The following is a 21985-nucleotide window of genomic DNA, read 5'->3' as shown; positions in this document are numbered from 1 at the left end:
CCTCCGCCGTTTGTCACGGTCGGCACACCGGAAACGGCCGGCCGTGAAGCGCTGACGGTGTTCGTCAAGCCATGACCCGTCCGGGTGGGGGTCCGCCGGTCGCGCCCCCGGCCGGATTACGTTGGTACGCATGGACATGATCACCCCCGAGCCGCGCCCCGCCTGGATCGCCGGCCGCCCGGAGCCGGGCGCCACCACCCTCGTCGTGCACCACCCGTACGACGGCAGCGAGGTCGCCACGGTCGCCGTGCCCGGGCCGGAGCAGGTCGAACGCGCGGTGGCCGCCGCGGCCGCGGTCGCCAAGGAGTTCCGGCGCAGCCCCGCGCACCTGCGCGCGGGAGCGCTCGACCACGTCTCCCGCGTGCTCGCCGCGCGGGCCGAGGAGATCGCCGAGGTGATCACCGCCGAAAACGGCAAGCCGCTCAAGTGGGCCGAAGCCGAGGTCAAGCGCGCGGTGTCGGTGTTCCGCATCGCCGCCGAGGAAGCCCGCCGGTTCACCGGCGAAGTCCAGCGCCTCGACACCGACCCCGCCGGCGAGGCCCGGCTGGCGCTGACCCGCCGTGTCCCGCGCGGGCCGGTGCTCGGCATCGCGCCGTTCAACTTCCCGCTCAACCTGGTGGCGCACAAGGTCGCGCCGTCGCTGGCGATCGGTGCGCCGATCATCGTCAAGCCCGCCCCGCGGACGCCGTTGTCGGCGCTGATCCTCGGCGAAATCCTGGCCGAGACGGACCTGCCGGAAGGCGCCTTCTCCGTGCTGCCGCTGGGAAACGAGCAGACGCAAGCGCTCGTCGCCGACCCGCGGCTGCCGGTCGTGTCGTTCACCGGCTCCGGCCCGGTCGGCTGGTCGCTCAAGGACGCCGCGCCGCGCAAGCACGTCGTGCTCGAGCTCGGCGGCAACGCGGCGGCCGTCGTGCTGCGCGACTGGCCCGACCCCGAGGGCGCCGCGCACCGGATCGCCACCTTCGGCAACTACCAGGCCGGCCAGTCCTGCATCGCGGTGCAGCGGGTGATCGTGGACGCCGCCGTGGCCGAGGAGTTCGTGCCCGCGCTGGTGGACGCCGTCGAGGCGCAGCGGACCGGCGACCCGTACGACCGCACCACCGACGTCGGCCCGGTGGTCGACGAAGCCGCCGCCGAGCGGATCGTCGCGTGGATCGACGAGGCCGTCGAAGCGGGCGCGAAGGTGCTCACCGGCGGCACCCGCGACGGCGCGACCGTCGTCCCGACACTGCTCACCGACGTCCCGCCGGGCACCAAGGCGTGGACCGAGGAGATCTTCGGCCCGGTCCTCGCGGTGTCTGTTGTGGACGGAGTGGACGAGGCCTTCCGCTCGGTCAACGAATCGGCGTACGGCCTGCAGGCCGGCGTCTTCACCACCGACATCCAGCTGGCGTTCCACGCGTCGGCCGAGCTGGAGGTCGGCGGCGTGATCATCGGCGACGTCCCGTCCTACCGCGCCGACCAGATGCCTTACGGTGGCGTAAAGGGCTCCGGCGTCGGCCGCGAAGGCGTGCTCGCCGCGATGCACGACCTGACAGAGGAACGCGTCACGGTCTTCACCGGCATCGACCTCTAACTGACCACGCCCTGCCCGAACCGGAAGACGTTGTTGGGGTCGTACTTGTTCGCGACGTCCTGCAGGCGCTTGGCGTTGTCGCCGTAGTAGGCGGCCTTCCAGTCGGGCAGGGCCGGGTCGATGTAGTTGACGTACCCGCCGCCCGCGCCGGCCGCGGCGAGTCCCGCGACGACGTCGCCGACCGCCTGCGTGACCTTCGTCCGGGTCTTCGCCGTCGCGGGCGCGTAGACCTGGATGCTGGCCAGCGCGTCGCGGTGCCAGAACGCGGTGGCGTCCTTGGCCGGCCCGGCCACCGCGCCACCGAGACCGTCGATCAGCAGGTCCATGCCCGACCGGCCGTCGGCGACCGCGACGAGCTTCGCGGCGTCGACCGGGGTGGTGATCATCCGCGAGGAGGCGACGAACGACTGGCGGTTCGAGCTGCCCTCGAAGTACTTCATGGCGCCGAGGTAGTCCAGGGTCTTCACCACGCGCTGCGTCGGCCGGGCGCCGGCGTTGGCGGTCAGGTTGTTCAGCAGGGTGTTGAGCCCGGCCGCGCCTCCGACGTAGCAGCCGCCGACGCGGCACTGCACCGGCGACCCGCCCGAGAGCACCAGGTTCGCCCAGAGCTCCGGCGGCATCGCGGCGATCCACTGCTGCCACGCGGCGAGCACGCCACTCGCGGCACCGTCCGGGAAGTGCAGCGAGAACACCGTCAGCGCCGCGGGCGCCGGATCGGTGTCGAAGGTGAACTCGGTGACGATGCCGAAGTTGCCGCCGCCCCCGCCGCGCAGCGCCCAGAACAGGTCCGGTTCGGAACTCGCGGACGCGGTGAGTGCCCGGCCGTCGGCGGTGACGACCTGTGCGGAGCTCAGGTGGTCGCAGGTGAGGCCGTACTTGCGGGCGAGCACGCCGATGCCGCCGCCGAGGGTCAGCCCGGCGATCCCGACCGTGGGGCACGACCCGGCGGGCAGCGCGCGCCCGGCCCGCGCCAGCCCGGCGTAGACGTCCGCCAGCTTCGCGCCGGCGCCGATCACGGCCTTGCCGCCCTGGACGTCGACCTTGTTCAGCGCGGCGACGTCGATGACCAGACCGCCCACCGGCACCGAGTAACCGGCGTAGCTGTGGCCGCCGCTGCGCGCGGCGATCGCGACGCGTCCGGCGGCCGCCTGCAGGCAGGCCTGGACGTCCTGGGCGTTCGCCACGGTCGCGACGGCGACCGGGTTGTTGCCGTCGAACAGCTGGTTGAAGCCGTGCTTGGCGGTGTCGTAGCTGTCGGCGCCCGGACGCAGCAGGCCGCCGGTCAGCCGGGGGCGCAGGTCGTCCCAGTTCGGTGGCCCGGTGGGCAGCCGGGTGCCCGGCGGGGCCGACGTCGTGTCCACCGGGGCGGTCGAGGCGACCGGGGCGGCGGGGTTCTCCGGCCCGCACGCGGCGGCGACGGCACCGGCGGCCGAGACGCCCGCGATCCGCAGGAACGTCCGGCGGCGGACGCCGGGCCGCCCCTGGTCGTGCTCACTGTCCACAGCGGACTCCTCGGTGCCGGGACGCCCAGTGTAGAGCGGGCGCAAGGCGTGCACCGGGCGGAGCGGGCCGGTCACGCCCAGGCGGGAAGCGGGGGCACGTCGCCGTCGAGAGCGGCGCCGTCGGTACGCCCGCTGAGCCAGGCCAGCAGCGCCCCGGCCGACCCGCGGACGGTCGTCTTCGGGGCGGCACCCATCGTCCACTCGAACCCGTCGGTGGCCAGACGCAGCGCCGGCAGGTGGGACCCCCGCGCGGTGACGGCGTTCTGGACGACGTCCTCGGTGAGCGGCCCGAGCAGCGCGAGCACGCGGTCGAGGTCGTAGCCGCGGTCGAGGTCGGCGAGGTGGATGGTCAGTTCGGACAGCCGCATCCGCGCCACGACGGCCCCGGTGACCGGCGCGCCCTGCCGGTTGCGGGCTTCGCGCGCCCAGGCGTCGTCCGGCATCGCGGCGGCGTACTGCTCGAAGCGCCCGGCCGAAGCGACGAAGTCGGCGAGCAGGTCGGCGGCCGCGCGCCGGGCGCCGGCTTCGATGTCCCGCTCGCGGGCCTCGGCGCTGGCGTACATCGGCGTCTCGACGCCGGTGTTCGCCCAGACCAGCAGGTTCTGCAGGCCGTCGGCGTTGCGGGCGACGTGCGTGAGGACGTGGGCGCGCGACCAGCCGGGCAACGCGCTGGGCGCGCGCAGCTCGGGTTCGCCGAGGCCACCGATGGCCCGCGCCCATTCGTCGTCGAGCTTCCGGATGCCGTCGAGCAGTGCGTGTGCCTTCTCGGATGCCGTCACGGCCCCGAGTCTAGGAGGAACGACGCAGCGCGGCGGGCGCTTCGGCCGGGACGGCCGGGTTCTTCGGTGCGATCGGCTCCAGCCGCGCGTAGGGCAGGTCCTGCGGCGGGCGCAGATCTTCCTCGCCCTTGTTCGGCCAGAAGGAGAACGCGCGCTCGGCCTGGGCCGTGATCGTCAGCGACGGGTTCACGCCGAGGTTGGCGGTGATCGCCGCGCCGTCCACCACGGACAGACCCGGGTAGCCGAACACGCGGTGGTACGGGTCGATCACCCCTTCGTCGGCGGTGGCCCCGATCGGGACGCCGCCGATGAAGTGGGCGGTCAGCGGGATGTCGAAGATCTCGCCCCAGGTGCCGCCCGCGATGCCGCCGATGCGTTCGGCCGTGCGCTCGTTGGCCTCGTGGCCGGCCGGGATGAAGCTCGGGTTCGGCTCGCCGTGGCCCTGCTTGGACGTGTACTTGCGGCGGCCGAACAGCCCGCGCTTGGTGTACGTCGTGATCGAGTTGTCCAGGCTCTGCATCACCAGCAGGATCACCGTGCGCTCGCTCCAGCGGTAGCCGTTGAGCAGCTTCGCCGCCTGGACCGGGTGCTTGAGCATGAACGTGACGGCCTGCCGCCAGCGCGGCACCGGCGAGGCGCCGTCCGTCGCGATCGTCTGCAGCAGGCTCATCGCGTTGCTGCCCTTGCCGTAGCGGACCGGCTCGATGTGGGTGTTCTCGTCCGGGTGGATGGACGAGGTGATCGCGACGCCGCGGCTGAAGTTCCGGCTTTCGTCGACGTCGGTCCGGGCCGCGCCGATGATGGCCTCGGAGTTCGTGCGGGTCAGCTCGCCGAGCCGCCGCGAGAGCCGCGGCAGCGTGCCGGTGTCCTTCATCTTGTGCAGCAGGTTCTGGGTGCCCCAGGTCCCCGCGGCGAAGACGACCTTCTCGGCGGTGATCGTCGTGCGGAACTTCTTCGAGGTCGTCCCGGTCTTCTTGAGGCCGACTTCGTAGCCGCCGTCGATCGGCTTCACCGACGTCACCGTCGTCAGCGGGATGACCTGCGCGCCGTCCTGCTCGGCGAGGTAGAGGTAGTTCTTGACCAGCGTGTTCTTCGCGCCGACCCGGCAGCCGGTCATGCACGAGCCGCACTCGGTGCAGCCGACGCGCTCGGGGCCGGCACCGCCGAAGTACGGGTCGGCCGCCTTCTCCCCCGGCTTGCCGAAGTAGACGCCGACCGGCGTCGGGTGGAACGAACCGGCGACACCCATGTCCTTCGCGACCTCGCGCATCACGACGTCCGACGGGGTGATCGTCGGGTTCGTGACGACGCCGAGCATGCGGCTCGCCTGGTCGTAGTGCGGGGCGAGCTCGGACTCCCAGTCGGTGATGTGCGCCCACTGCCGGTCGCGGTAGAACGGCCGGAGCGGCCGGTACAGCGTGTTCGCGTAGACGAGCGAGCCGCCGCCGACGCCGGCGCCCGCCAGCACCATGACGTCGTTGAGCATGTGGATGCGCTGGATGCCGTAGCAGCCGACCTGCGGCGCCCACAGGTAGCGCTTGAGGTCCCACGACGTCTTCGCGAACTCGTCGTCGGCGAACCGGCGCCCGGCCTCGACGACGGCGACCCGGTAGCCCTTCTCGGTGAGCCGCAGCGCCGCAACGCTGCCGCCGAACCCCGACCCCACCACGACGACGTCGTAGTCGGGGCCACCCGCACTGGTGGTGGTGTTACTGGCAGTCACACCTGGAGCGTAACTCCGGCTTCGCGTTCTGACCAGAGGTAAGTTACTCGCCGGTTACGCTTGTCCGACAACAATAGTGGGTAATCTCTACGGTGGTCGATGTCCACGTCGGCGAATCACCGCCGGTCGGGACACAAGGGCGGGAGACACCACGATGAGCCCACGAACGCTCACCGGTTGGCGCAAGTCGAGCCACAGCCACTTCGAAGAGAACGCCTGCGTCGAGATCGGCACCGGCCCCGGCGTCGTCGGGGTCCGGGACACCAAGCAAGCGGTGCCCCGGCCGATCCTGGTCTACTCCGCGGCCGCCTTCGCCGCGTTCCTCGACCGGCTCACCGGCGCACGGTGAGCCCGACCCGCTGGAACTCCTTGAGGTCCGAGTAACCCGTCTTCGCCATCGCCCGGCGAAGCGCCCCGAACAGGTTCACCACGCCTTCCGCGTCCGACGACGGCCCGAACAGCAGGGTCTTGAGGTCCACGGCGTAATCGGGGCCGGCCGCCACGCGCGAGCGCGGCAGTGACGGGTGCGCCGCGGCCGCCGTCCAGTACAGGCCCTGACCGGGCGCGTCCGAGGCGGCGGCCAGCGGCGAGCCGAGCATGACGGCGTCCGCGCCGCACGCGATGGCCTTGGCGATGTCGCCCGACACCGTCATGCCGCCGTCCGCGAGCACGTGCACGTACCGGCCGCCGGTCTCGTCGAGGTAGTCGCGGCGGGCGGCCGCGGCGTCGATGATCGCGGTGGCCATCGGGACGCCGATGCCGAGCACGCGGTCGGTGCTCGTCACGCCCGGCGTGTAGCCGTGGCCCACGATGACGCCGGCCGCGCCGGTGCGCATGAGGTGCATCGCGGTGCGGTAGTCGCTGACGCCGCCGGCGATCACCGGGACGTCGAGCCGGCCGATGAAGTCCTTGAGGTTCAGCGGCTCTGCGTCGCGCTGGACGTGCTCGGCGGAGATGATCGTGCCCTGGACGACGAGGATTTCGACGCCGGCCGCGATCAGGTCCGGGGTCAGCTCGGCGGCGTGCTGCGGGCTGACCCGGGCGGCCACCGTGACGCCGGACTCGCGGACCGTCTTGATCGCCTCGGTCAGCAGGTCGAGCCGGATCGGGGCGGCGTGCAGCTCCTGCAGCACGCGGCCGACCGCGGTCGGGTCCTCGAGGTCCTCGGCCGCGCGGACCAGCTGGAAGATGGCGTCCTCGACGTTCGCGTGCCGCGCCCAGAGCCCTTCGGCGTTGAGCACGCCCAGCCCGCCGAGCTCGCCGACGGCGACCGCGGTGCCGGGCGAGACGATCGCGTCGGTCGGGTGCGTGACGAGCGGCAGGTCGAAGCGGTAGGCGTCGATCTGCCAGGCGGTGGACACCACCGAAGACGAGCGAGTCCGCCGCGACGGCACGATCTCGACGTCGTCGAGGTCATACGCCCGCCGCGCGGTGCGGCCCATCCCGATCTCGACCAGGTCCCGCACGTGAAGCCTCCTCCGCCGACGACAATCTGCCGTGCCCCATTGTCGCTAGGCCGCGTGGGTGACCCGCGCACGGGGGTTAGAACAGCAGGAGCACGGGCAGTGCCCCCACCACCAACCCGGACGTCGCGCTCAGCGTGGCCAGGCCGGGCCGGCCCGTGTCGGCGGCACTGACCAGCGCGCCGAGCAGCATGCCCGCCCCGAACACCACCGCCAGCCAGGCCACCGCGCCGAGCGAATCGGTGCTCACCCGGTGGTCACCGGTTTCGACGGCCTGCACCTTCCGCCCGACCGCGGAGACCTGCAGCCCGACCGGCAACCCCGGCTCCAGGTCGAGGTGCGCGTCGGGTTCGCGGACCTTGAAGTGCTCGCCGGAAGGCGTGCGGAAGACGAGTTCGTAGAGGCGCTCTCCCTGGGGTGGCTGCTCGTTGTGCCTCGTCTCGACGACAGCTTCCGTCCGCTCGGACGGCCCGAAGGATGCGAGGACCCCGAAGGTCCCGAACGCCAGCCCTGCCCCGGCGGCGACCGCCAGAAGCGCTGGGGAGATCACGTTGCCGGACACGGCTACACCCGCACGAACACGGCGACCGGCGCCAGCAGCGCGCCCAGCGCGAGCGCCAGCCAGGTCGCCACCGGCGGGTAGACGTTCAGCCGGACCGCGCCGAAGTACACCGCCCCCAGCGCCAGCAGGCTGGCGGCGATCGACAGCACCGGCCGGATCACGCCCGGGCGCAGGTCGACCACGCCGCCGCCGGCCCGCAGGTAGGCGATGCTCCCGTCCGCCGTCGACACGTCGAGCGTCACCGGCTGGCCGGGTGGCAGGTCCAGGCCGGCGTCCACCGCGGTGACGCGGTAGTGCCGGTCACCGGCGTCGACCGCGAGGGTGTGGCTCACCGCCTCTTCGTCCCCGCCGACCGGGAGCGCACCGCGCGTGTGGGACGTCACGTGCCCCTCGATGCGGTACACCGGCGCGTCCCGGCCAGCGAGCAACTGGCACATCAGGCACACCACGCCGCCGAGGATCAGGGACACCAGGGCGACGGCCGTGAAGAACACTTTGCGCAGCACCTGGGCGAGCCGGCCGACCGTCATGCGTCCTAGTGCACACCACGACTGCCACGCAAGGCGATAGACCGATTACCGTAAGCACGCTAGGTCACGATGACACAGCGAGATGCCCGCACTTCCGGCCGGTTCGGGGTGCGGGCCCCACTGCCGCCGTAACGCGAACGGACTAGCGGGTCGTGTAGTTCGGCGCTTCGACGGTCATCGTGATGTCGTGGGGGTGGCTCTCCTTGAGCCCGGCCGCGGTGATCCGCACCAGCTGCGCTTCCTGCAGCTGCGCGATCGTCTCGGCACCCGCGTAGCCCATCCCGGCGCGCAGGCCGCCGATCAGCTGGTGCACGACGTTCGACAGCGGCCCGCGGAACGGGATCCGGCCCTCGATGCCCTCGGGGACCAGCTTGTCCTCGTTGAGCACGTCGTCCTGGGCGTAGCGGTCCTTCGAGTAGGACTTGCCCTGCCCGCGGGACTGCATCGCACCCAGCGAGCCCATGCCGCGGTAGACCTTGAACTGCTTGCCGCCGACCAGGATCAGGTCACCCGGCGACTCGGCGGTGCCGGCGAGCAGGCTGCCCAGCATCACCGTGGACGCGCCGGCCGCGATGGCCTTCGCGATGTCGCCGGAGTACTGGATGCCACCGTCGCCGATCACCGGGATGCCCGCCGGCCGCGCGGCCTGGTCGGCCTCGTAGATCGCCGAGATCTGCGGCACGCCGACGCCCGCCACGATCCGGGTGGTGCAGATGGAGCCCGGGCCGACGCCGACCTTGATGCCGTCGGCGCCCGCGTCGACCAGCGCCTGCGCGCCGGCCCGGGTCGCGACATTGCCGCCGACGATGTCGACCGACTCGCCCAGCTCCTTCTTCAGCAGCGAGACCGTGTCGACGACCGCGCGGGAGTGCCCGTGCGCGGTGTCGACCATCAGCACGTCGACGCCGGCTTCGGCGAGCGTCATCGCGCGCTTGTGCCCGTCGACGCCCACGCCGACCGCGGCCCCGACGATGAGCCGGCCGTCCGGGTCCTTCGTCGCCTTCGGGTACTGCTCGGTCTTCACGAAGTCCTTGACCGTGATCAGCCCGCGGAGCTTGCCCGCGCCGTCGACGATCGGCAGCTTCTCGATCTTGTGCCGGCGCAGCAGGCCGAGCGCGGCGTCCGCCGACACCCCGACCTGGGCGGTGACCAGCGGCGCCTTCGTCATGACCTCGGACACCGGGCGGCTGTGGTCGACCTCGAACCGCATGTCGCGGTTGGTGATGATGCCCACCAGCGTCCCGGCCGCGTCGGTCACCGGCACGCCGGAGATGCGGAACTTCGCGCACAGGGCGTCGACCTCGGCCAGCGTCGCGTCGGGGGCGCAGGTGACCGGGTCGGTGACCATGCCGGCCTCGGACCGCTTGACGACCTCGACCGCGGCGGCCTGCTCGTCGATCGGCAGGTTGCGCTGGAGGACGCCGATGCCACCCTGGCGGGCCATGGCGATGGCCATCCGCGCCTCGGTGACGGTGTCCATCGCCGCGGACACCAGCGGGACGCCGAGGGTGATGTTCCGGGTCAGCCGGGAACTCGTGTCGACGGAGCTCGGCACGACGTCCGATTCGGCCGGCAGCAGCAGCACGTCGTCGAAGGTCAGGCCGAGCATGGCGAACTTGGCCGGAACGGGGGCGGTGGTGCCGTCGCTGGTCATGCGGGTGAAGGGCCTTCCTGGCGCGGGATGAGCGGGGGTCGCCGGTCTTCGATCCAAGATCAGCGGCAACCCGGAGCCTTCCCCTCATGATATCCGCCGCCCGGCGCCCGCCCCGGGCGGTGGGCGGGCCGGCGGGGCCGACCGGTACCGTGCAGGCCGTGGCGCACGATGTCCTGCCTCCAGACCCGTTCGCGGACGACCCGGACGACCCGGCCCGCGCATTCGGAGACCCCGAGGACCGGCTGGACGAGCCGATCAGCGACTCCGAACGCACCGAACTACTGGCCGATCTCTCGGATCTGGCCGTCTACCAGGCTCTCCTCGAACCCCGCGGGGTTCGCGGGATCGTCGTCGACTGCGGTGAGTGCGACGAACCGCACTACCACGACTGGCACCTGCTGCGGGCGAGCCTCGAGCAGCTGCTGGCCGACGGGCGGATGCGTCCGCACGAGCCGGCCTACGACCCGAACCCCGGCGACTACGTGAGCTGGGACTACTGCCGCGGCTTCGCCGACGGTGTCACGGCCAACGAAAGCGCCTACTGAGCGCACTCCCCGAAGACCCGGAAAAGCCCTGGTGAGAGTTTCCTCACCAGGGCTTTTCGCTGTCCGTTCTACGGGGTCTCGCTGACGCCCTGTGGCTGACCGCCGGCGGACTCGCTGCGCGGGGTGCCCGGGTCGTTGCCGGTGGCGCCGGTGGTGGTCGGCGCCGCCGGGGTCGTGGTGGCCGGCAGCGTGGTGGTCGGCGCCGGGGGCGTCGGCGTCGGGGTCGCGCTGCCCGGCAGGCTCGTGGTGCCGCTGCCGCTGCCCGGCAAGGACGACGCCGGCCCGGCCGGCGGCGCCTGGCTCGTCGGCGCGCCGGGCGAAACCGGCGGTACCGAGGTCTGGATCGGGCCCTGGACCGGCGCTTCGGGGTTCTGGAGCTGGGCGGCGAGCTGCCGGTGCTGCTCCATCAGCTGGTCACGGTTCTCCTCGTCGGTGACCTGCGTCAGGGCGGCCTGGGCGTCCTGGAGGGCCTGGCGGGCGGCGTCGAGGTTGCCGCCGGCGATGGCGAGGTTGGCCTTTTCGAGGTCGAGCTTCGCTGTCGCGGCCGCCTCGACGGAACGGGTGTGGTCGGAGTAGAGGACCTTGGCGAGGCCCCACAGGGTGTCGCCGGGTTGCGCGGAGCGCGCGGCCAGCCCGGTGCCGGTGAACGCGATCGCCAGCACGGCGGCGGCGACGGCGACCGGGACGAGCAGCCTGCGACGGCGTCCGCTCGAAGCGTGCCGCTTCGCGAGAGCGGCGGTACTGACGGTGCGCACGGCGGTGTCGACGTCGACGAGCTCGGCCAGCGGCTCGCTGTCGATGTCTCTTCGCCACGCCACCAGCAACGCGTTGAGCTCCTGGTCGCCGAGACCGTCGGCCAGCGCCGGGTCGGACCCGCCGAGCGCGTCGAGCAGTGCGTCATCGGCCTGCACGGCCGACAGGTCGGCGGCGAACTCCGCCTCCGACGCCGTCAGGCCACTGCCGAAGACGTCGTCCGGCTCGAATCTCTTCTCGTGACCGGTCACTCAGATCACCTCCTCCGCGGCCAGGACCTTTCTCAGCCGCGCGAGGGCGCGGTGCTGGGCGACGCGGACGGCACCCGGGGTGGAGCCGACCGCGTCCGCGGTCTCCTCCGCCGACAGGCCCACGACCACGCGCAACACCACGATCTCCCGCTGCTTGTCCGGCAGCACCTGCAACAACTGGGACATCCGCTCGTTCAGCTCACCTTGCAGCGCCCGCTGCTCGGGACCGACCCCGCCCTCGACCTCGTCGGGGATCTCGGCCACCGGCTCGGCCCGGTTCCGGGCCGCCGCGCGGTGCGCGTCGGCCACCTTGTGCTGGGCGATCCCGTAGACGAAGGCCAGAAACGGGCGGCCTTGATCGCGGTACGAGGGCAATGCCGTTAGCACCGCGAGACACACCTCCTGCGCAACGTCGTCCGCCGAAGCGAACGATCGCTCCTGCCTGCCAACCCGAGCGCGGCAATACCGCACTACCAGTGGACGGATAGCAGCCAACAGCCGCTCGACTGCCTGGGGATCTCCCTCGACAGCAGCGGCGACCGGCTCATCCAGTCCATCCCCCACATTGGCCATCGCAGACAACAGTCCCAGTGTTACGTGTAGGTGTGCAAAGAACCCGGCCCGTGGTCGCCTCCACCGCGCACCGGTGACCGCTACCGTACCTTCGGCTCGCACCGGAGCGGCGCGCGCGGTACTCCCCGGCGCGCCGCGGCGTGCGTAGCCGCGGAAATACGGATTGTCGTGCAGACCCGTGGTCGACATCGTCGTTTCAACGAGTGAGCGGCGTCACGGGTACGAGATCCGTCGGAGGACGGTGCCGGGGGCGTCAACGGCCCCGGCGGCGCCGGAGTGTGGTGGGGACCACACAGGTGCGGGCCAGGGCAGTACGCCCTGGCCCGTCGTCACCTGGGAACCGGCCGTGTCAGGAACGGGGAGAGCGGCAGGTCAGCTGACCAGGCCGCGGCGGAAACCGTGCGCCACGGCCTGCGCGCGGTCGCGCACGCCGAGCTTGCGGAACAACCGCCGAGCGTGGGTTTTGACCGTGTCCTCGGACAGGTAGAGCTCGCGGCCGATCTGGCCGTTGCTCTTGCCCTGGCTCATCCCGCGGAGCACCTGAAGCTCGCGCTCGGTCAGCTGGACGCCCGGGTCGGACGGCTGACGGGGCGCGGGCACCGAGGTGCTCGCCAGGGTGTGGGCCAGCGCGGCGACCAGCTCCGGCCGGGACGCGTCCCAGCGGAGGTAGCCGCGGGCACCGCCGGCGATCGCGGCGGCGATGCTGCCCGCGTCGTCCGGGGCACCGAAGACGATGACGTTCGCCTGGGGGTTGGCCGAGACGAGCCGCCGGGTGGCTTCGACACCCGTCGGGACCGCGCGTTGCGTCCCGACCAGCACGACGTCGACGGGCTGACGGGAGTACCGGGCCAGCAGCTCGTCACCGTGCGCTACGCAGTCGATGCGACTGACCCCAGGGACCGCGGACATCACTCGGGTGAGCCCTTCACGGACACTGCGTCGGTCGTCGCAGATCAAGACCGTCGTCACGGGGTTTCCTTCCTGCAGCCGGGTGACATTCCTCTTCCCCTATCGGACGCTTTAGCCCGAACCTTGACACGATCCGGTGGCTTTTTTTGAAGTTTCTTAGCCCGGATGCCGGAACACCCCATTCCGACGGCTCAACCACCCGGGACCGGGACCCATGGTGATTCCCCCGCAACCCTCCTCCCGCAAGGATCTGCGCTTCGTAACACTGCGTGCAACACCTGCGCCACTCTGAATCGATACTCCTCGGCGTGTCCTGGGCGCAGGTCGGCCGCGACGAGCGCCGCCGGCCACGAAAGTGAAAGGAGTTCGCATTCCTCCGCGGCCGCCATTGCATTTCCGACAAGGTCGTCCGAAATCTTCCGGTGATCGGGAGCCCCGGCCGCCCTCAGGGCCACGGCCAGCACAATCCGGGATTTCACGGCGTGCCGCCGCGCGCCCCGCGCGAGCGCGGTTTCCAAAGCGCGCTCGGCGTGCGGCACGGCATCGGCGCCCTGACCTGCGGCGAGAGCGATTTCGGCGCCCACCCAGCCGCCGCGGACGCCGGCCCGCCACCCGGCGGCACCGGTACCGGCGCGCGCGGCGAGCCTGCGGGCGGCGGCGAGGCGGCCGAGGGCGAGGTTGTCGGCGGCCAGGCCGAGGAGGGCGTCGGCTCTCGCACCGGCGGCGTCGAGGCCGTCGGGATCCTGCTGGGTGTCCAGGTGGGCGGCTTTCGCGAAGGCCTCGCCGTCGAGCGCGCGAGCCTGCCGGTGGCCCCCCAGCTGCCGCCGGTGCGAGGCGAGGGTGCTGGCGGCGAGGGAGGCCACCACCGGGTCGCTGTCGTGCCGGAGGGCATCGAGCAGGGTCGCGGCGGCGGCGTACCGGCCCTGGGCGCCGAGGACGATGGCGGCGAGCAGCCGTTCCCGCGGGCTGCCGGCACCGCGCACGGCGGCGGGATCGGGCAGCGGATCGCTCCCGAACGCGGCGGCCCTGAGGGCGGGTTCGTGCACCCGTCCTTTCTAGTGGGTAGGACCGACAAAAAACATGATCGAACTACCGCCGCGCGCCCGGACAGGCATGCCCCACCCATCCCTGGGGGCTGACCCCGGTCCAGTCTATCGGCGAAGTGCGACAAAACCGGCGGATCGCGGTCCGTCCGCCGGAGTTGTCCACATCGCTGCCAGGTTGTGGACAGCGGGCAGCCCGGCCCTACCGCTGCGCGCCGACCAAGACGTGCTCCAGGCGGTCCGCCGCCGGCAGGAGGCCCGTCAGCAACTCCACCTTGCCCAGCACGGCCACCGAGCCAGCCGCCGACAACCGACACCCCACCTCGCCACGGCCACCTGAACCGGCCACGCGTGCCGCGAACGGCCGCTAATGGCAGGCGCCGACCAGGACGTGCTCGAGGCGGTCCGCCGCCGAGGGAAGGTCCGTCAGCAGCTCCACCTTGTCCGGCAGGCCCGCCGGGTCCCAGCCCGGGCCGCAGGCGAACAACCTGCTGCGCTGGCGTCCGCGCGACACCCTCGCGAACAGCCGCGCGTCCGCCACCCCGCGCCCGTGCGCCCACAGCACCACCGCCGCCGGGGCGCTGCGGCGCACCGCCACCGCCAGCACCTCCGCCGGCAACGGCACCCCGAACAGCTGCGCGCCGATCCGGCGGCCCGCCAGGGACGCCGCCAGCGCGTACATCGGCATCGAGTCGCGCTCGTCGGGGACGCAGCCGAGGAGGACCGGGCGGGTGTTGCGGGGTTCGTCGAGCACCGGCGTCGCGCGGACCAGGGCCGCGAACACGCACTCCGCCAGCAGGTACTCGACCTCCGCCCCCGCGCTCGCCCCCCGCCAGCGCGCGCCGAGCGCCGACAGGACCGGCTCGATCACGCCCGTCCAGGCCGGGAGCACGCCGAGCTCGGCGATGGTGTCCGCGAGCATGCGCTGGACCGCGCCGACGTCCATCGCCAGCGCCGCCGTGCTCAAGCGGCGGGCCAGGCGGGAGCGGACCTCCAGGCCGTCGTCGGCCGCCGAGGCACCGGCGGGCTCCGAAAGCTCCTCCGGCTGGGGCGGGCCGGAGCGGGGCATCTGCTCGAGGGCGTAGCGCGCCGCCTCGGCCGTCGACGCGCCGCTCAGCAGCGCTCGCTGCATCAGTTCGAGGCGGCCGATGTCGGAGGTTCCGTAGCGGCGGTGCCGGCCGTCGGTGTGGCGGCTGGGGCCCAGTCCGTAGCGGCGGTCCCAGGTTCGGAGGGTGGACGGCGCGACCCCGAGCCGGCGGGCGACCGAGGCCACCGGCAGGGTGGGTTCTTCGGTGCCCGACCCAGCTCCCACGAGGCTCAATATCCAGGCACCCAGCGCAGTCGGCAACCGGAGGCGAAAGCCCTGCTCACACATCCGGGGGATGCCTAACGGCTGAATCGAACCGAATCGCTTGAACAACTATTGGCGCGCTTCTAACGTTACGCCCGTTGCACCGAATGGAGTATCGGCACCACCGCAGAGCAGCTAGCGGCATCGACCGAATGACGGAGGCGGTCAGGATGGCAGACACGCGCAGGCTCCCAGGACCCAACGCCGACATGTGGGACTGGCAGCTCGAAGGGTCGTGCCGGGGGATGGACAGCGCGTCCTTCTTTCACCCGGACGGCGAGCGCGGCCCGGCGCGGGCACGGCGGGAGGCCAGGGCGAAGGCCGTCTGCCTGAGCTGCCCGGTCTTGGAGATGTGCCGCAGCCACGCGCTGGCGGTGCACGAGCCGTACGGCATCTGGGGCGGGCTCTCGGAGTCCGAGCGGGAGAACATCATCAAATCGGACAAACGCGCGCTCAGCATGTCCGGCGGCTGAGCGCACCACAGACATCGGAGGGCGGCACCGGGTGGGGTGCCGCCCTCCGTGCCGTTCAGGGGCCGTTCGGGGCTCGAAGCGGACGCGCCCGGCGCCGACGAAAGCGGGGCGGCACTCCCCCTGGGAAGTACCGCCCCGCTTCGCGTACTGCGTCAGTGCGAGTGGCCGTGCCCCGCCGAGGCGGGCTCCTCGTCGGCCGGCTTCTCGACCACGGACGACTCCGTGGTCAGCACCAGCCGGGCGATGGAGGCGGCGTTCGCCACCGCGGACCGGGTCACCTTGACCGGGTCGACGATGCCGGCGGCCAGCAGGTCGGTGAGCTCGCCGGTGGCGGCGTTGAAGCCCTGCCCCCAGCCCTGCTCCTGCACCTTGTTGACGATGACCGCGCCCTCGTGGCCCGCGTTGGTCGCGATCCAGAACAGCGGCGCCGTCAGCGCGTCCTTCACGATCCGGACACCGGTCGCTTCGTCGCCGGAGAGGCCGAGGCCGCCCTCGAGCTCCTTGACCGCGTGCACCAGCGCCGAACCGCCGCCGGGCAGGATGCCCTCTTCGACGGCGGCCTTGGTCGCGGCCACGGCGTCCTCGATGCGGTGCTTGCGCTCGTTCAGCTCGGTCTCGGTGGCCGCGCCGACCTTGATCACCGCGACACCGCCGCCGAGCTTCGCGAGCCGCTCCTGCAGCTTCTCGCGGTCCCAGTCGGAGTCGGTGCTCTCGATCTCCTTGCGGATCTGCGCGATCCGCGCCTGGGTGGCGTCCTTGGTGCCGGCGCCGTCGACGATCGTGGTGTCGTCCTTGGTGACGACGATGCGGCGCGCGCTGCCGAGCGAACCGAGGTTCGCGTCGGCCAGCTTCATGCCGATCTCCGTGGAGATCACCTCGCCACCGGTGACGACCGCGAGGTCGTCCAGGAACGCCTTGCGGCGGTCACCGAAGAACGGCGCCTTGACGGCGACCGCGGTGATCGTCTTGCGCAGCGAGTTAACCACGAGGGTTGACAGCGCTTCGCCGTCGACGTCCTCGGCGATGATCAGCAGCGGCTTCTTGGCCTCGACGACCTTCTCGAGCACCGGCAGCAGGTCCGCCAGCGACGAAATCTTCTCGCGGACGAGCAGGATGTAGGCGTCCTCGAGGATCGCCTTCTGCTCCTCCGGGTTGGTCGCGAAGTGCGCCGAGAGGAAGCCCTTGTCGAACTGGACGCCCTCGGTGATCACCAGCTCGGTCGCCAGGGTCGACGACTCCTCGATGGTGATGACGCCGTCTTCGCCGACCTTCTCGACGGCTTCGCCGAGCAGGGCGCCGATGTTCGCGTCACGCGAGGTCACGGTGCCGACCTGGGCGATGTTCTCGCGGCCCTTGACCGGGGTGGCCTTGGCCTTGAGGATCTCGATGACCTTCTCCGCGGCGGCCTCGATGCCGCGGCCGATCGCCGAGGGGTTGGCGCCGGCCGCGACGTTGCGCAGGCCGACCTTCACCAGCGACTGCGCGAGCACGGTCGCGGTCGTGGTGCCGTCACCCGCGACGTCGTTGGTCTTGGTGGCGACGCTCTTGGCGAGCTGGGCGCCGAGGTTCTCGAACGGGTCGTCGAGCTCGATCTCACGGGCGACGGTCACGCCGTCGAGGGTGATGGTCGGCCCGCCGAACTTCTTGTCGAGCACGACGTGGCGACCGCGCGGGCCGAGAGTGACCTTGACCGCGTCGGCGAGCTTGTTCACCCCGCGCTCGAGTGCGCGACGAGCGTCCTCGTCGAATTTGATCTGCTTGGGCATAGCGTTTTCCGCTTACCTTCCGGTGGTCTTGAACGCACGAACGCCCCGCTCCCCGGCGTTGTGCGGGGCCCGGGGCGTCATGCGCTGCGAGCGGACGTCAGTTGATGACGGCCAGCACGTCGCGGGCGGACAGGATGAGGTAGTCCTCGCCGTTGTACTTGACCTCGGTGCCGCCGTACTTGGAGTAGATGACGACGTCGCCGACGTTCACGTCCAGCGGGACACGGTTGCCCTTGTCGTCGATCCGGCCCGGGCCCACGGCCAGAACCTTGCCCTCCTGGGGCTTCTCCTTGGCGGTGTCGGGGATGACGAGGCCGGAAGCGGTCGTCTCCTCGGCCTCACTCGTCTGGACAACGATCTTGTCCTCGAGCGGCTTGATGTTCACGCTCACCGGGTTGACCTCCACGGTCGTCGAAAGCGTTGGCAGGATGTGGTTACGGCTCTACCACCCCCGCCGTCGCGGGTGCCGGGGCTGTCGGGCCGTGCATTTAGCACTCTAGCCACGGGAGTGCCAGCCGTGCAACCAGGGTCCACCAGCAGGGCGATGTCCCGCATTCCCAGCAGGTCAGCCCTTACCCCCGACGTGAGTTTCTGGTTAAGTTCTGACCTCTGGCCACTGCACCCTGGGGGTTCATGCCCATGTCCCGGCCCGTCCCGAGAACGGCGGCCGTAGCCGCTGCCCTCGCCCTTCTCACCGGTCTTGCCACTCCGGCCCAAGCCGACCCCACGAGCCAACGCCAGCGCGACTTCGCGGCAGCGGCGGCCGAGTTCAAAGTCCCCGAGAACGTCCTCCTCGGCGTCTCCTACCTGGAGTCACGCTGGGACACCAACGCCGGCACGCCCAGCACCTCAGCCGGCTACGGCCCGATGCACCTCACGGACCTGCGCGAAGCGGGAGCGGCGACCAGCCACCACGACGACGGCACCGAAGACGCAAGAGGCGACGACGCCCGCCCGGCCACGCACCCCCAGGCCAGGCCCGCCGCGCCGCCGCCAACGCTGCAGACCGTCGATGAAGCCGCGCAACTGCTCGGAACCGACGCACAAACGCTGCGCACCGACGCAACCCAGAACATCCGGGGCGGCGCGGTCCTCCTCGCGAAGTACCACGCCGGCCAGAGCGACTGGTACAACGCGGTCGCCCGCTACAGCGGCTCGGCCGACCAAGCCGCCGCGCAGACCTTCGCCGACGAGGTCTTCGACACGATCAAGACCGGCGCCGCCCGGACGACCGACGACGGCCAGCAGGTCACGCTGAGCGCGACCCCCGACATCGTCGTCCCGCAGCACGCCGACAAGACACCGGCCGGCGTCGAATGCCCGCGCAGGGTGACTTGCGAATCGGTCCCGGCGCCGTACCAGCAGCTGCCGAAGGACGACTACGGCAACCACGACCTCGCGAACCGGCCCGAGAGCCAGAAGATCGACCACATCGTCATCCACGACACCGAGGGCTACTGGGCCAACGTCCTCGACCTCGTCCAGGACCCGACGTACGTCAGCTGGCACTACACCATCCGCTCGGCCGACGGCCTGATCGCGCAGCACGTCCCGACCAAGGACGTCGCCTGGCACGCCGGCAACTGGTACGTCAACGCGAAGTCGATCGGCATCGAGCACGAGGGCTTCGCCGCGAAGGGCACCTGGTACACCGAGGCCATGTACCGCTCGAGCGCGAAGCTCGTCGGCTACCTCTCGCGCAAGTACGGCATCCCGCTCGACCGGGCGCACATCATCGGCCACGACAACGTGCCGGGCACGACCCCGGCGACGATCCCGGGCATGCACTGGGATCCGGGTCCGTACTGGGACTGGTCGCACTACTTCGACCTGCTCGGCGCGCCGCTCGGCGGGTTCGGCCTGCCCGGCTCGTCGCTGGTCACCATCGACCCGGACTTCGCGAAGAACCAGCCCGCCTTCACCGGCTGCGACAGTCCCGGCACCCCCTGCGTGCCGCGCGGCTCGGAAGCCGTCGTGCTGCACTCGGCGCCGAGTGAGTCGTCGCCGCTGCTGGTCGACATCGGCCTGCACCCGAAGGGGACGGCGTCCACAATGGACGTGTCCGACGTCGGCAGCCGGGTCGCGACCGGCCAGCGGTACGCCGTCGCCGACGTCCGGGGCGACTGGACGGCGATCTGGTACCTCGGTCAGAAGGGCTGGTTCCACAACCCGCGCGACGCCCGGGTCGCGAAGCCCGCGATCGGCTGGGTCGTGACGCCGAAGGCCGGCCTGGCGACAGTGCCGGTCTACGGCCGGGCCTACCCCGAGCCGGAGGCCTACCCGGCGGGCGTGACCGTGCAGGCCATCACGCCGCTGCCGTACACCCTCTCCGCCGGCCAGAGGTACTCCTCGGGCGGGACGGTCGGCTCCGAGTACTACTGGGCGACCACGTTCGACCCGGCCGACCACGTGGTGGTGAAGGGCAAGCTCAAGTACGTCCAGATCCAGTTCGGGCACCGGATCGCCTTCGTCAAGGCCGACGACGTCCGGATCGTCCCGGCGTTCTGACTCCCCGGGTGGAGGTCGCGCTCACGCGTCGAGCGCGACCTTCACCCCGGCCGCCTGCTCGGTGTTGCGGCGCGTCTTCGCCCACCCGTTGCGCCCGCGGACGAGCCGGAACAGCGCGCGCCACGACGTCACGTAGAACGTGTAGATGTACGCGGCGTACGCGAAGCCCATCCCCAACCCGCGCAGGATGTTCTTGGTGCGCAAGCACTTCAGCTGGTAGATCGGGCCCCAGACGAGGAACGGCAGCAGCCCGAACGAACCGTAGACGGCGAACAGGATCCAGGCGCCGCCGGTGAACCACGTCCACATCTGCCCCGGATCGCCCGCGGTGCCGATCACCAGCAGGACGAACGGGATCGGGTACAGCAGCGAGCCCAGCAGCTGCAGCCACGGCTGGGCCAGGTAGTACATCATCTCCGCCGCGCCGAGCGTGCTGACGTGCGGTGAATCCCAGATCCGGCGCAGGTACCGGGCGCACTGCATGGTGCCCTGGCCCCACCGCGTGCGCTGCACGAGGAACCGCCGCAGGCTGTACAGACCTTCCTGCGAGACGTGGGCATCCGGGGTAAACCCGGTGCGCCAGCCCGCGGTGAGCAGGTGGACGCCGAGTTCGAAGTCCTCCAGCAGCGAGCCGCGCCACGGCTCCCCGGCGTCGCCGGCGATCGAGTCCAGCGCGGTGAGGCGGGTGAACTGGCCGTTGCCGCCCATCGAGATCGTGCCGGTGAACCCGCGAGACGTCTGGATCGCCGCGATCGCCGTCCGGAACTCCAGGTCCTGCAGCTGCGCGAGCTTGAGGCCGAACCAGCGGCCGAGCGGGTTGCGCGACGGCGGTGGCGTGTCCACGTTGCCCATCCGGACGTCGAGCTGCACCGCACCGACCGCCGGAGCACCGAAGAGGTGGTCCGCGGCGCAGACCTCCAGGCAGTTCGGCGACGGGCGGCCGTCGGCGTCGACGACCACCACGACGACGTCGTCACGGGCGGCGTCCGGGCCCATCCAGTCGTTCAGGGCGCGGTAGGCCGCGTTGAGCGCGTCCCCCTTGCCGGTCCGGGCTTCGGGTCGCACGCGCGGCACCAGGTGCAGGTACGGGTCGTAGCCGCCGTGGCGCCGCCACAGCATCCGGACGACGCGGGCGGTGCGGTCCTCCGAGTCGTCGTCGACGACCCAGACGTGCGCCCGGCGGAACGTGGTGCGCAGGTAGCGGATCGTCTCGCGGATGACCGTCTGCTCGTCGCGGCACGGTACGAAGAAGTGCCACGTGAAGCCGGCCGGGTCGCCGGCCGGACCGGGTCTGCGGCGCAGGTAAGGCACCACGATCACCACGACGTAGACGAGGAACGCCACACTCATGGTCAGCGCGAACGCCTGCGTGATGGCCAGCAGGACCTTGACGCTCATGCCTGCTTCTTTCGCGTGGACAGCCAGACGAACAGGACGATCGAGACCGCACCGCCGAACACGCTCACCATCGAACCGAGCAGCGTGTGGCCCCAGTAGTAGCCATCGTCGGTGCCGAACCAGTGCACGAGACCGACGATCGTCAGAATGCGCAGCTGGTTCACCAGCACGACGACGAGCGCCGAAATGCCGAGCGAAAAGAAGAGCCGCCGCACATTCGACGGCCGGAAGTACAGCATGGCCATCGTCACAACGAGCAGCGGGAGCAAAAGGAACGCCGAGGAACATTCCGGCGTCATTCTCAACCCGAACGGAGCAGCACTGGTCAACCCAAAGTAAACAGTCTCCCGATCGGGCGCGACATAAACACCCGATGTAGTGAACAGATCGAGGATCACCCCGGCGAGCCGCACTTCGAGTTCGCGGTAGAACCGCTCGGCCAGCACCACCGCGGCACCCGCCGCGGCCAGTGCACCCATGGCCGCGACCAGCGGAAACCTTGCCATTCCTGAGTTCGGAGCGCTCGCTACCGCCACGACGTTCCTCTCGGTGTCGATTTCCCGATCGAGTTGGGGGGCACCGGCGAGCGTAGGACATATGTGCCGCGCGTTTCCACCCGGAGGGGT

General features: G+C 71.3%; 21 protein-coding genes. 5 read left to right on the top strand and 16 right to left on the bottom strand.

Annotated elements, in window-relative coordinates; all coding sequences use genetic code 11:
* Window positions 1-130 precede the first annotated feature (130 nt).
* Window positions 131-1576, top strand: a complete 1446-nt coding sequence (locus AB0F52_RS19180) for an aldehyde dehydrogenase family protein (protein ID WP_360172272.1) — start codon at window positions 131-133, stop codon at window positions 1574-1576.
* On the opposite strand, the gene AB0F52_RS19175 is transcribed toward AB0F52_RS19180, so the two are convergent.
* From AB0F52_RS19175 to AB0F52_RS19165, 3 genes are all read right to left on the bottom strand, one after another.
* The gene (locus AB0F52_RS19175; RefSeq protein WP_360172269.1) at window positions 1573-3078 is read right to left on the bottom strand and encodes an FAD-binding oxidoreductase; all 1506 of its coding nucleotides are present in this window, start codon (window positions 3076-3078) and stop codon (window positions 1573-1575) included. The two genes, AB0F52_RS19180 and AB0F52_RS19175, sit on opposite strands and share 4 nt — an antisense overlap.
* Window positions 3079-3149: 71 nt before the next feature.
* Complete coding sequence (locus tag AB0F52_RS19170; protein WP_360172266.1) at window positions 3150-3857, bottom strand: maleylpyruvate isomerase family mycothiol-dependent enzyme; 708 nt, start codon at window positions 3855-3857, stop codon at window positions 3150-3152.
* A gap of 10 nt (window positions 3858-3867) precedes the next feature.
* Complete coding sequence (locus AB0F52_RS19165; protein WP_360172263.1) at window positions 3868-5580, bottom strand: GMC family oxidoreductase; 1713 nt, start codon at window positions 5578-5580, stop codon at window positions 3868-3870.
* A 154-nt stretch (window positions 5581-5734) separates the two neighbouring features.
* Between AB0F52_RS19165 and AB0F52_RS19160 the strand changes: the two genes are divergently transcribed.
* Complete coding sequence (locus AB0F52_RS19160) at window positions 5735-5929, top strand: DUF397 domain-containing protein (RefSeq protein WP_360172260.1); 195 nt, start codon at window positions 5735-5737, stop codon at window positions 5927-5929.
* Here AB0F52_RS19160 and AB0F52_RS19155 read toward each other — a convergent pair.
* The 4 genes from AB0F52_RS19155 to guaB form a co-directional block, all read right to left on the bottom strand.
* On the bottom strand, window positions 5913-7046 hold the full coding sequence (locus AB0F52_RS19155; protein ID WP_103353362.1) for a GuaB3 family IMP dehydrogenase-related protein: 1134 nt from the start codon (window positions 7044-7046) through the stop codon (window positions 5913-5915). The two genes, AB0F52_RS19160 and AB0F52_RS19155, sit on opposite strands and share 17 nt — an antisense overlap.
* Window positions 7047-7122: 76 nt before the next feature.
* Window positions 7123-7605, bottom strand: coding sequence for a hypothetical protein (locus tag AB0F52_RS19150; protein ID WP_360172256.1), 483 nt, complete (start codon window positions 7603-7605; stop codon window positions 7123-7125).
* A 2-nt stretch (window positions 7606-7607) separates the two neighbouring features.
* On the bottom strand, window positions 7608-8135 hold the full coding sequence (locus tag AB0F52_RS19145) for a hypothetical protein (protein ID WP_360172253.1): 528 nt from the start codon (window positions 8133-8135) through the stop codon (window positions 7608-7610).
* Window positions 8136-8277: 142 nt separating this feature from the next.
* Entirely contained in the window at window positions 8278-9789 is a 1512-nt protein-coding gene (gene guaB, locus AB0F52_RS19140) for an IMP dehydrogenase (protein ID WP_360172250.1), read from the bottom strand.
* Window positions 9790-9938: 149 nt separating this feature from the next.
* Between guaB and AB0F52_RS19135 the strand changes: the two genes are divergently transcribed.
* Window positions 9939-10334: a DUF5319 domain-containing protein gene (locus AB0F52_RS19135; protein ID WP_003073549.1), complete on the top strand. Its 396-nt coding sequence runs from the start codon at window positions 9939-9941 to the stop codon at window positions 10332-10334.
* Between the two features lie 68 nt (window positions 10335-10402).
* Here AB0F52_RS19135 and AB0F52_RS19130 read toward each other — a convergent pair whose 3' ends face one another.
* From AB0F52_RS19130 to AB0F52_RS19110, 5 genes are all read right to left on the bottom strand, one after another.
* Complete coding sequence (locus AB0F52_RS19130; RefSeq protein ID WP_360172247.1) at window positions 10403-11338, bottom strand: anti-sigma-D factor RsdA; 936 nt, start codon at window positions 11336-11338, stop codon at window positions 10403-10405.
* Window positions 11339-11911 carry a sigma-70 family RNA polymerase sigma factor gene (locus tag AB0F52_RS19125; RefSeq protein WP_026468912.1) on the bottom strand — a complete coding sequence of 191 codons (573 nt, stop codon included), beginning with the start codon at window positions 11909-11911 and terminating at the stop codon, window positions 11339-11341.
* Between the two features lie 372 nt (window positions 11912-12283).
* The gene (locus AB0F52_RS19120) at window positions 12284-12880 is read right to left on the bottom strand and encodes a response regulator transcription factor (protein WP_003073605.1); all 597 of its coding nucleotides are present in this window, start codon (window positions 12878-12880) and stop codon (window positions 12284-12286) included.
* 131 nt (window positions 12881-13011) lie between these two features.
* Entirely contained in the window at window positions 13012-13866 is an 855-nt protein-coding gene (locus AB0F52_RS19115; protein WP_360172244.1) for a hypothetical protein, read from the bottom strand.
* A gap of 364 nt (window positions 13867-14230) precedes the next feature.
* Entirely contained in the window at window positions 14231-15175 is a 945-nt protein-coding gene (locus AB0F52_RS19110) for a MerR family transcriptional regulator (protein ID WP_360172241.1), read from the bottom strand.
* 209 nt (window positions 15176-15384) lie between these two features.
* On the opposite strand from AB0F52_RS19110, the gene AB0F52_RS19105 reads away from it, so the two are divergent.
* Window positions 15385-15687: a WhiB family transcriptional regulator gene (locus tag AB0F52_RS19105; protein ID WP_276209731.1), complete on the top strand. Its 303-nt coding sequence runs from the start codon at window positions 15385-15387 to the stop codon at window positions 15685-15687.
* A gap of 152 nt (window positions 15688-15839) precedes the next feature.
* Here AB0F52_RS19105 and groL read toward each other — a convergent pair whose 3' ends face one another.
* Complete coding sequence (groL, locus tag AB0F52_RS19100; RefSeq protein ID WP_360172237.1) at window positions 15840-17453, bottom strand: chaperonin GroEL; 1614 nt, start codon at window positions 17451-17453, stop codon at window positions 15840-15842.
* 97 nt (window positions 17454-17550) lie between these two features.
* Complete coding sequence (gene groES, locus AB0F52_RS19095) at window positions 17551-17844, bottom strand: co-chaperone GroES (RefSeq protein WP_004559922.1); 294 nt, start codon at window positions 17842-17844, stop codon at window positions 17551-17553.
* Between the two features lie 248 nt (window positions 17845-18092).
* Between groES and AB0F52_RS19090 the strand changes: the two genes are divergently transcribed.
* Complete coding sequence (locus AB0F52_RS19090; protein ID WP_360172233.1) at window positions 18093-19961, top strand: peptidoglycan recognition family protein; 1869 nt, start codon at window positions 18093-18095, stop codon at window positions 19959-19961.
* Window positions 19962-19982: 21 nt separating this feature from the next.
* On the opposite strand, the gene AB0F52_RS19085 is transcribed toward AB0F52_RS19090, so the two are convergent.
* The gene (locus AB0F52_RS19085) at window positions 19983-21359 is read right to left on the bottom strand and encodes a glycosyltransferase family 2 protein (RefSeq protein WP_360172230.1); all 1377 of its coding nucleotides are present in this window, start codon (window positions 21357-21359) and stop codon (window positions 19983-19985) included.
* The gene (xrtP, locus tag AB0F52_RS19080) at window positions 21356-21865 is read right to left on the bottom strand and encodes an exosortase P (RefSeq protein WP_360173190.1); all 510 of its coding nucleotides are present in this window, start codon (window positions 21863-21865) and stop codon (window positions 21356-21358) included. The genes AB0F52_RS19085 and xrtP overlap by 4 nt, the downstream gene beginning before the upstream one ends.
* Between the last annotated feature and the right edge of the window lie 120 nt (window positions 21866-21985).

The sequence above is a fragment of the Amycolatopsis sp. NPDC024027 genome (genome assembly GCF_040638975.1).
Lineage (GTDB): Bacteria > Actinomycetota > Actinomycetes > Mycobacteriales > Pseudonocardiaceae > Amycolatopsis.
The sequence above is the reverse complement of the archived record's forward strand: the minus strand, read 5'-3'. Positions and strand labels throughout refer to the sequence as shown.

Bases quoted from the DNA above. Each gene is read 5' to 3' on its own strand.
- AB0F52_RS19125 (WP_026468912.1), bottom strand. From the start codon at position 11,911: ATGGCCAATGTGGGGGATGGACTGGATGAGCCGGTCGCCGCTGCTGTC.
- AB0F52_RS19160 (WP_360172260.1), top strand. From the start codon at position 5,735: ATGAGCCCACGAACGCTCACCGGTTGGCGCAAGTCGAGCCACAGCCAC.
- xrtP (WP_360173190.1), bottom strand. From the start codon at position 21,865: ATGGCAAGGTTTCCGCTGGTCGCGGCCATGGGTGCACTGGCCGCGGCG.
- AB0F52_RS19090 (WP_360172233.1), top strand. From the start codon at position 18,093: ATGTCCCGGCCCGTCCCGAGAACGGCGGCCGTAGCCGCTGCCCTCGCC.
- AB0F52_RS19085 (WP_360172230.1), bottom strand. From the start codon at position 21,359: ATGAGCGTCAAGGTCCTGCTGGCCATCACGCAGGCGTTCGCGCTGACC.
- AB0F52_RS19145 (WP_360172253.1), bottom strand. From the start codon at position 8,135: ATGACGGTCGGCCGGCTCGCCCAGGTGCTGCGCAAAGTGTTCTTCACG.
- AB0F52_RS19105 (WP_276209731.1), top strand. From the start codon at position 15,385: ATGGCAGACACGCGCAGGCTCCCAGGACCCAACGCCGACATGTGGGAC.
- guaB (WP_360172250.1), bottom strand. From the start codon at position 9,789: ATGACCAGCGACGGCACCACCGCCCCCGTTCCGGCCAAGTTCGCCATG.
- groL (WP_360172237.1), bottom strand. From the start codon at position 17,453: ATGCCCAAGCAGATCAAATTCGACGAGGACGCTCGTCGCGCACTCGAG.
- AB0F52_RS19180 (WP_360172272.1), top strand. From the start codon at position 131: ATGGACATGATCACCCCCGAGCCGCGCCCCGCCTGGATCGCCGGCCGC.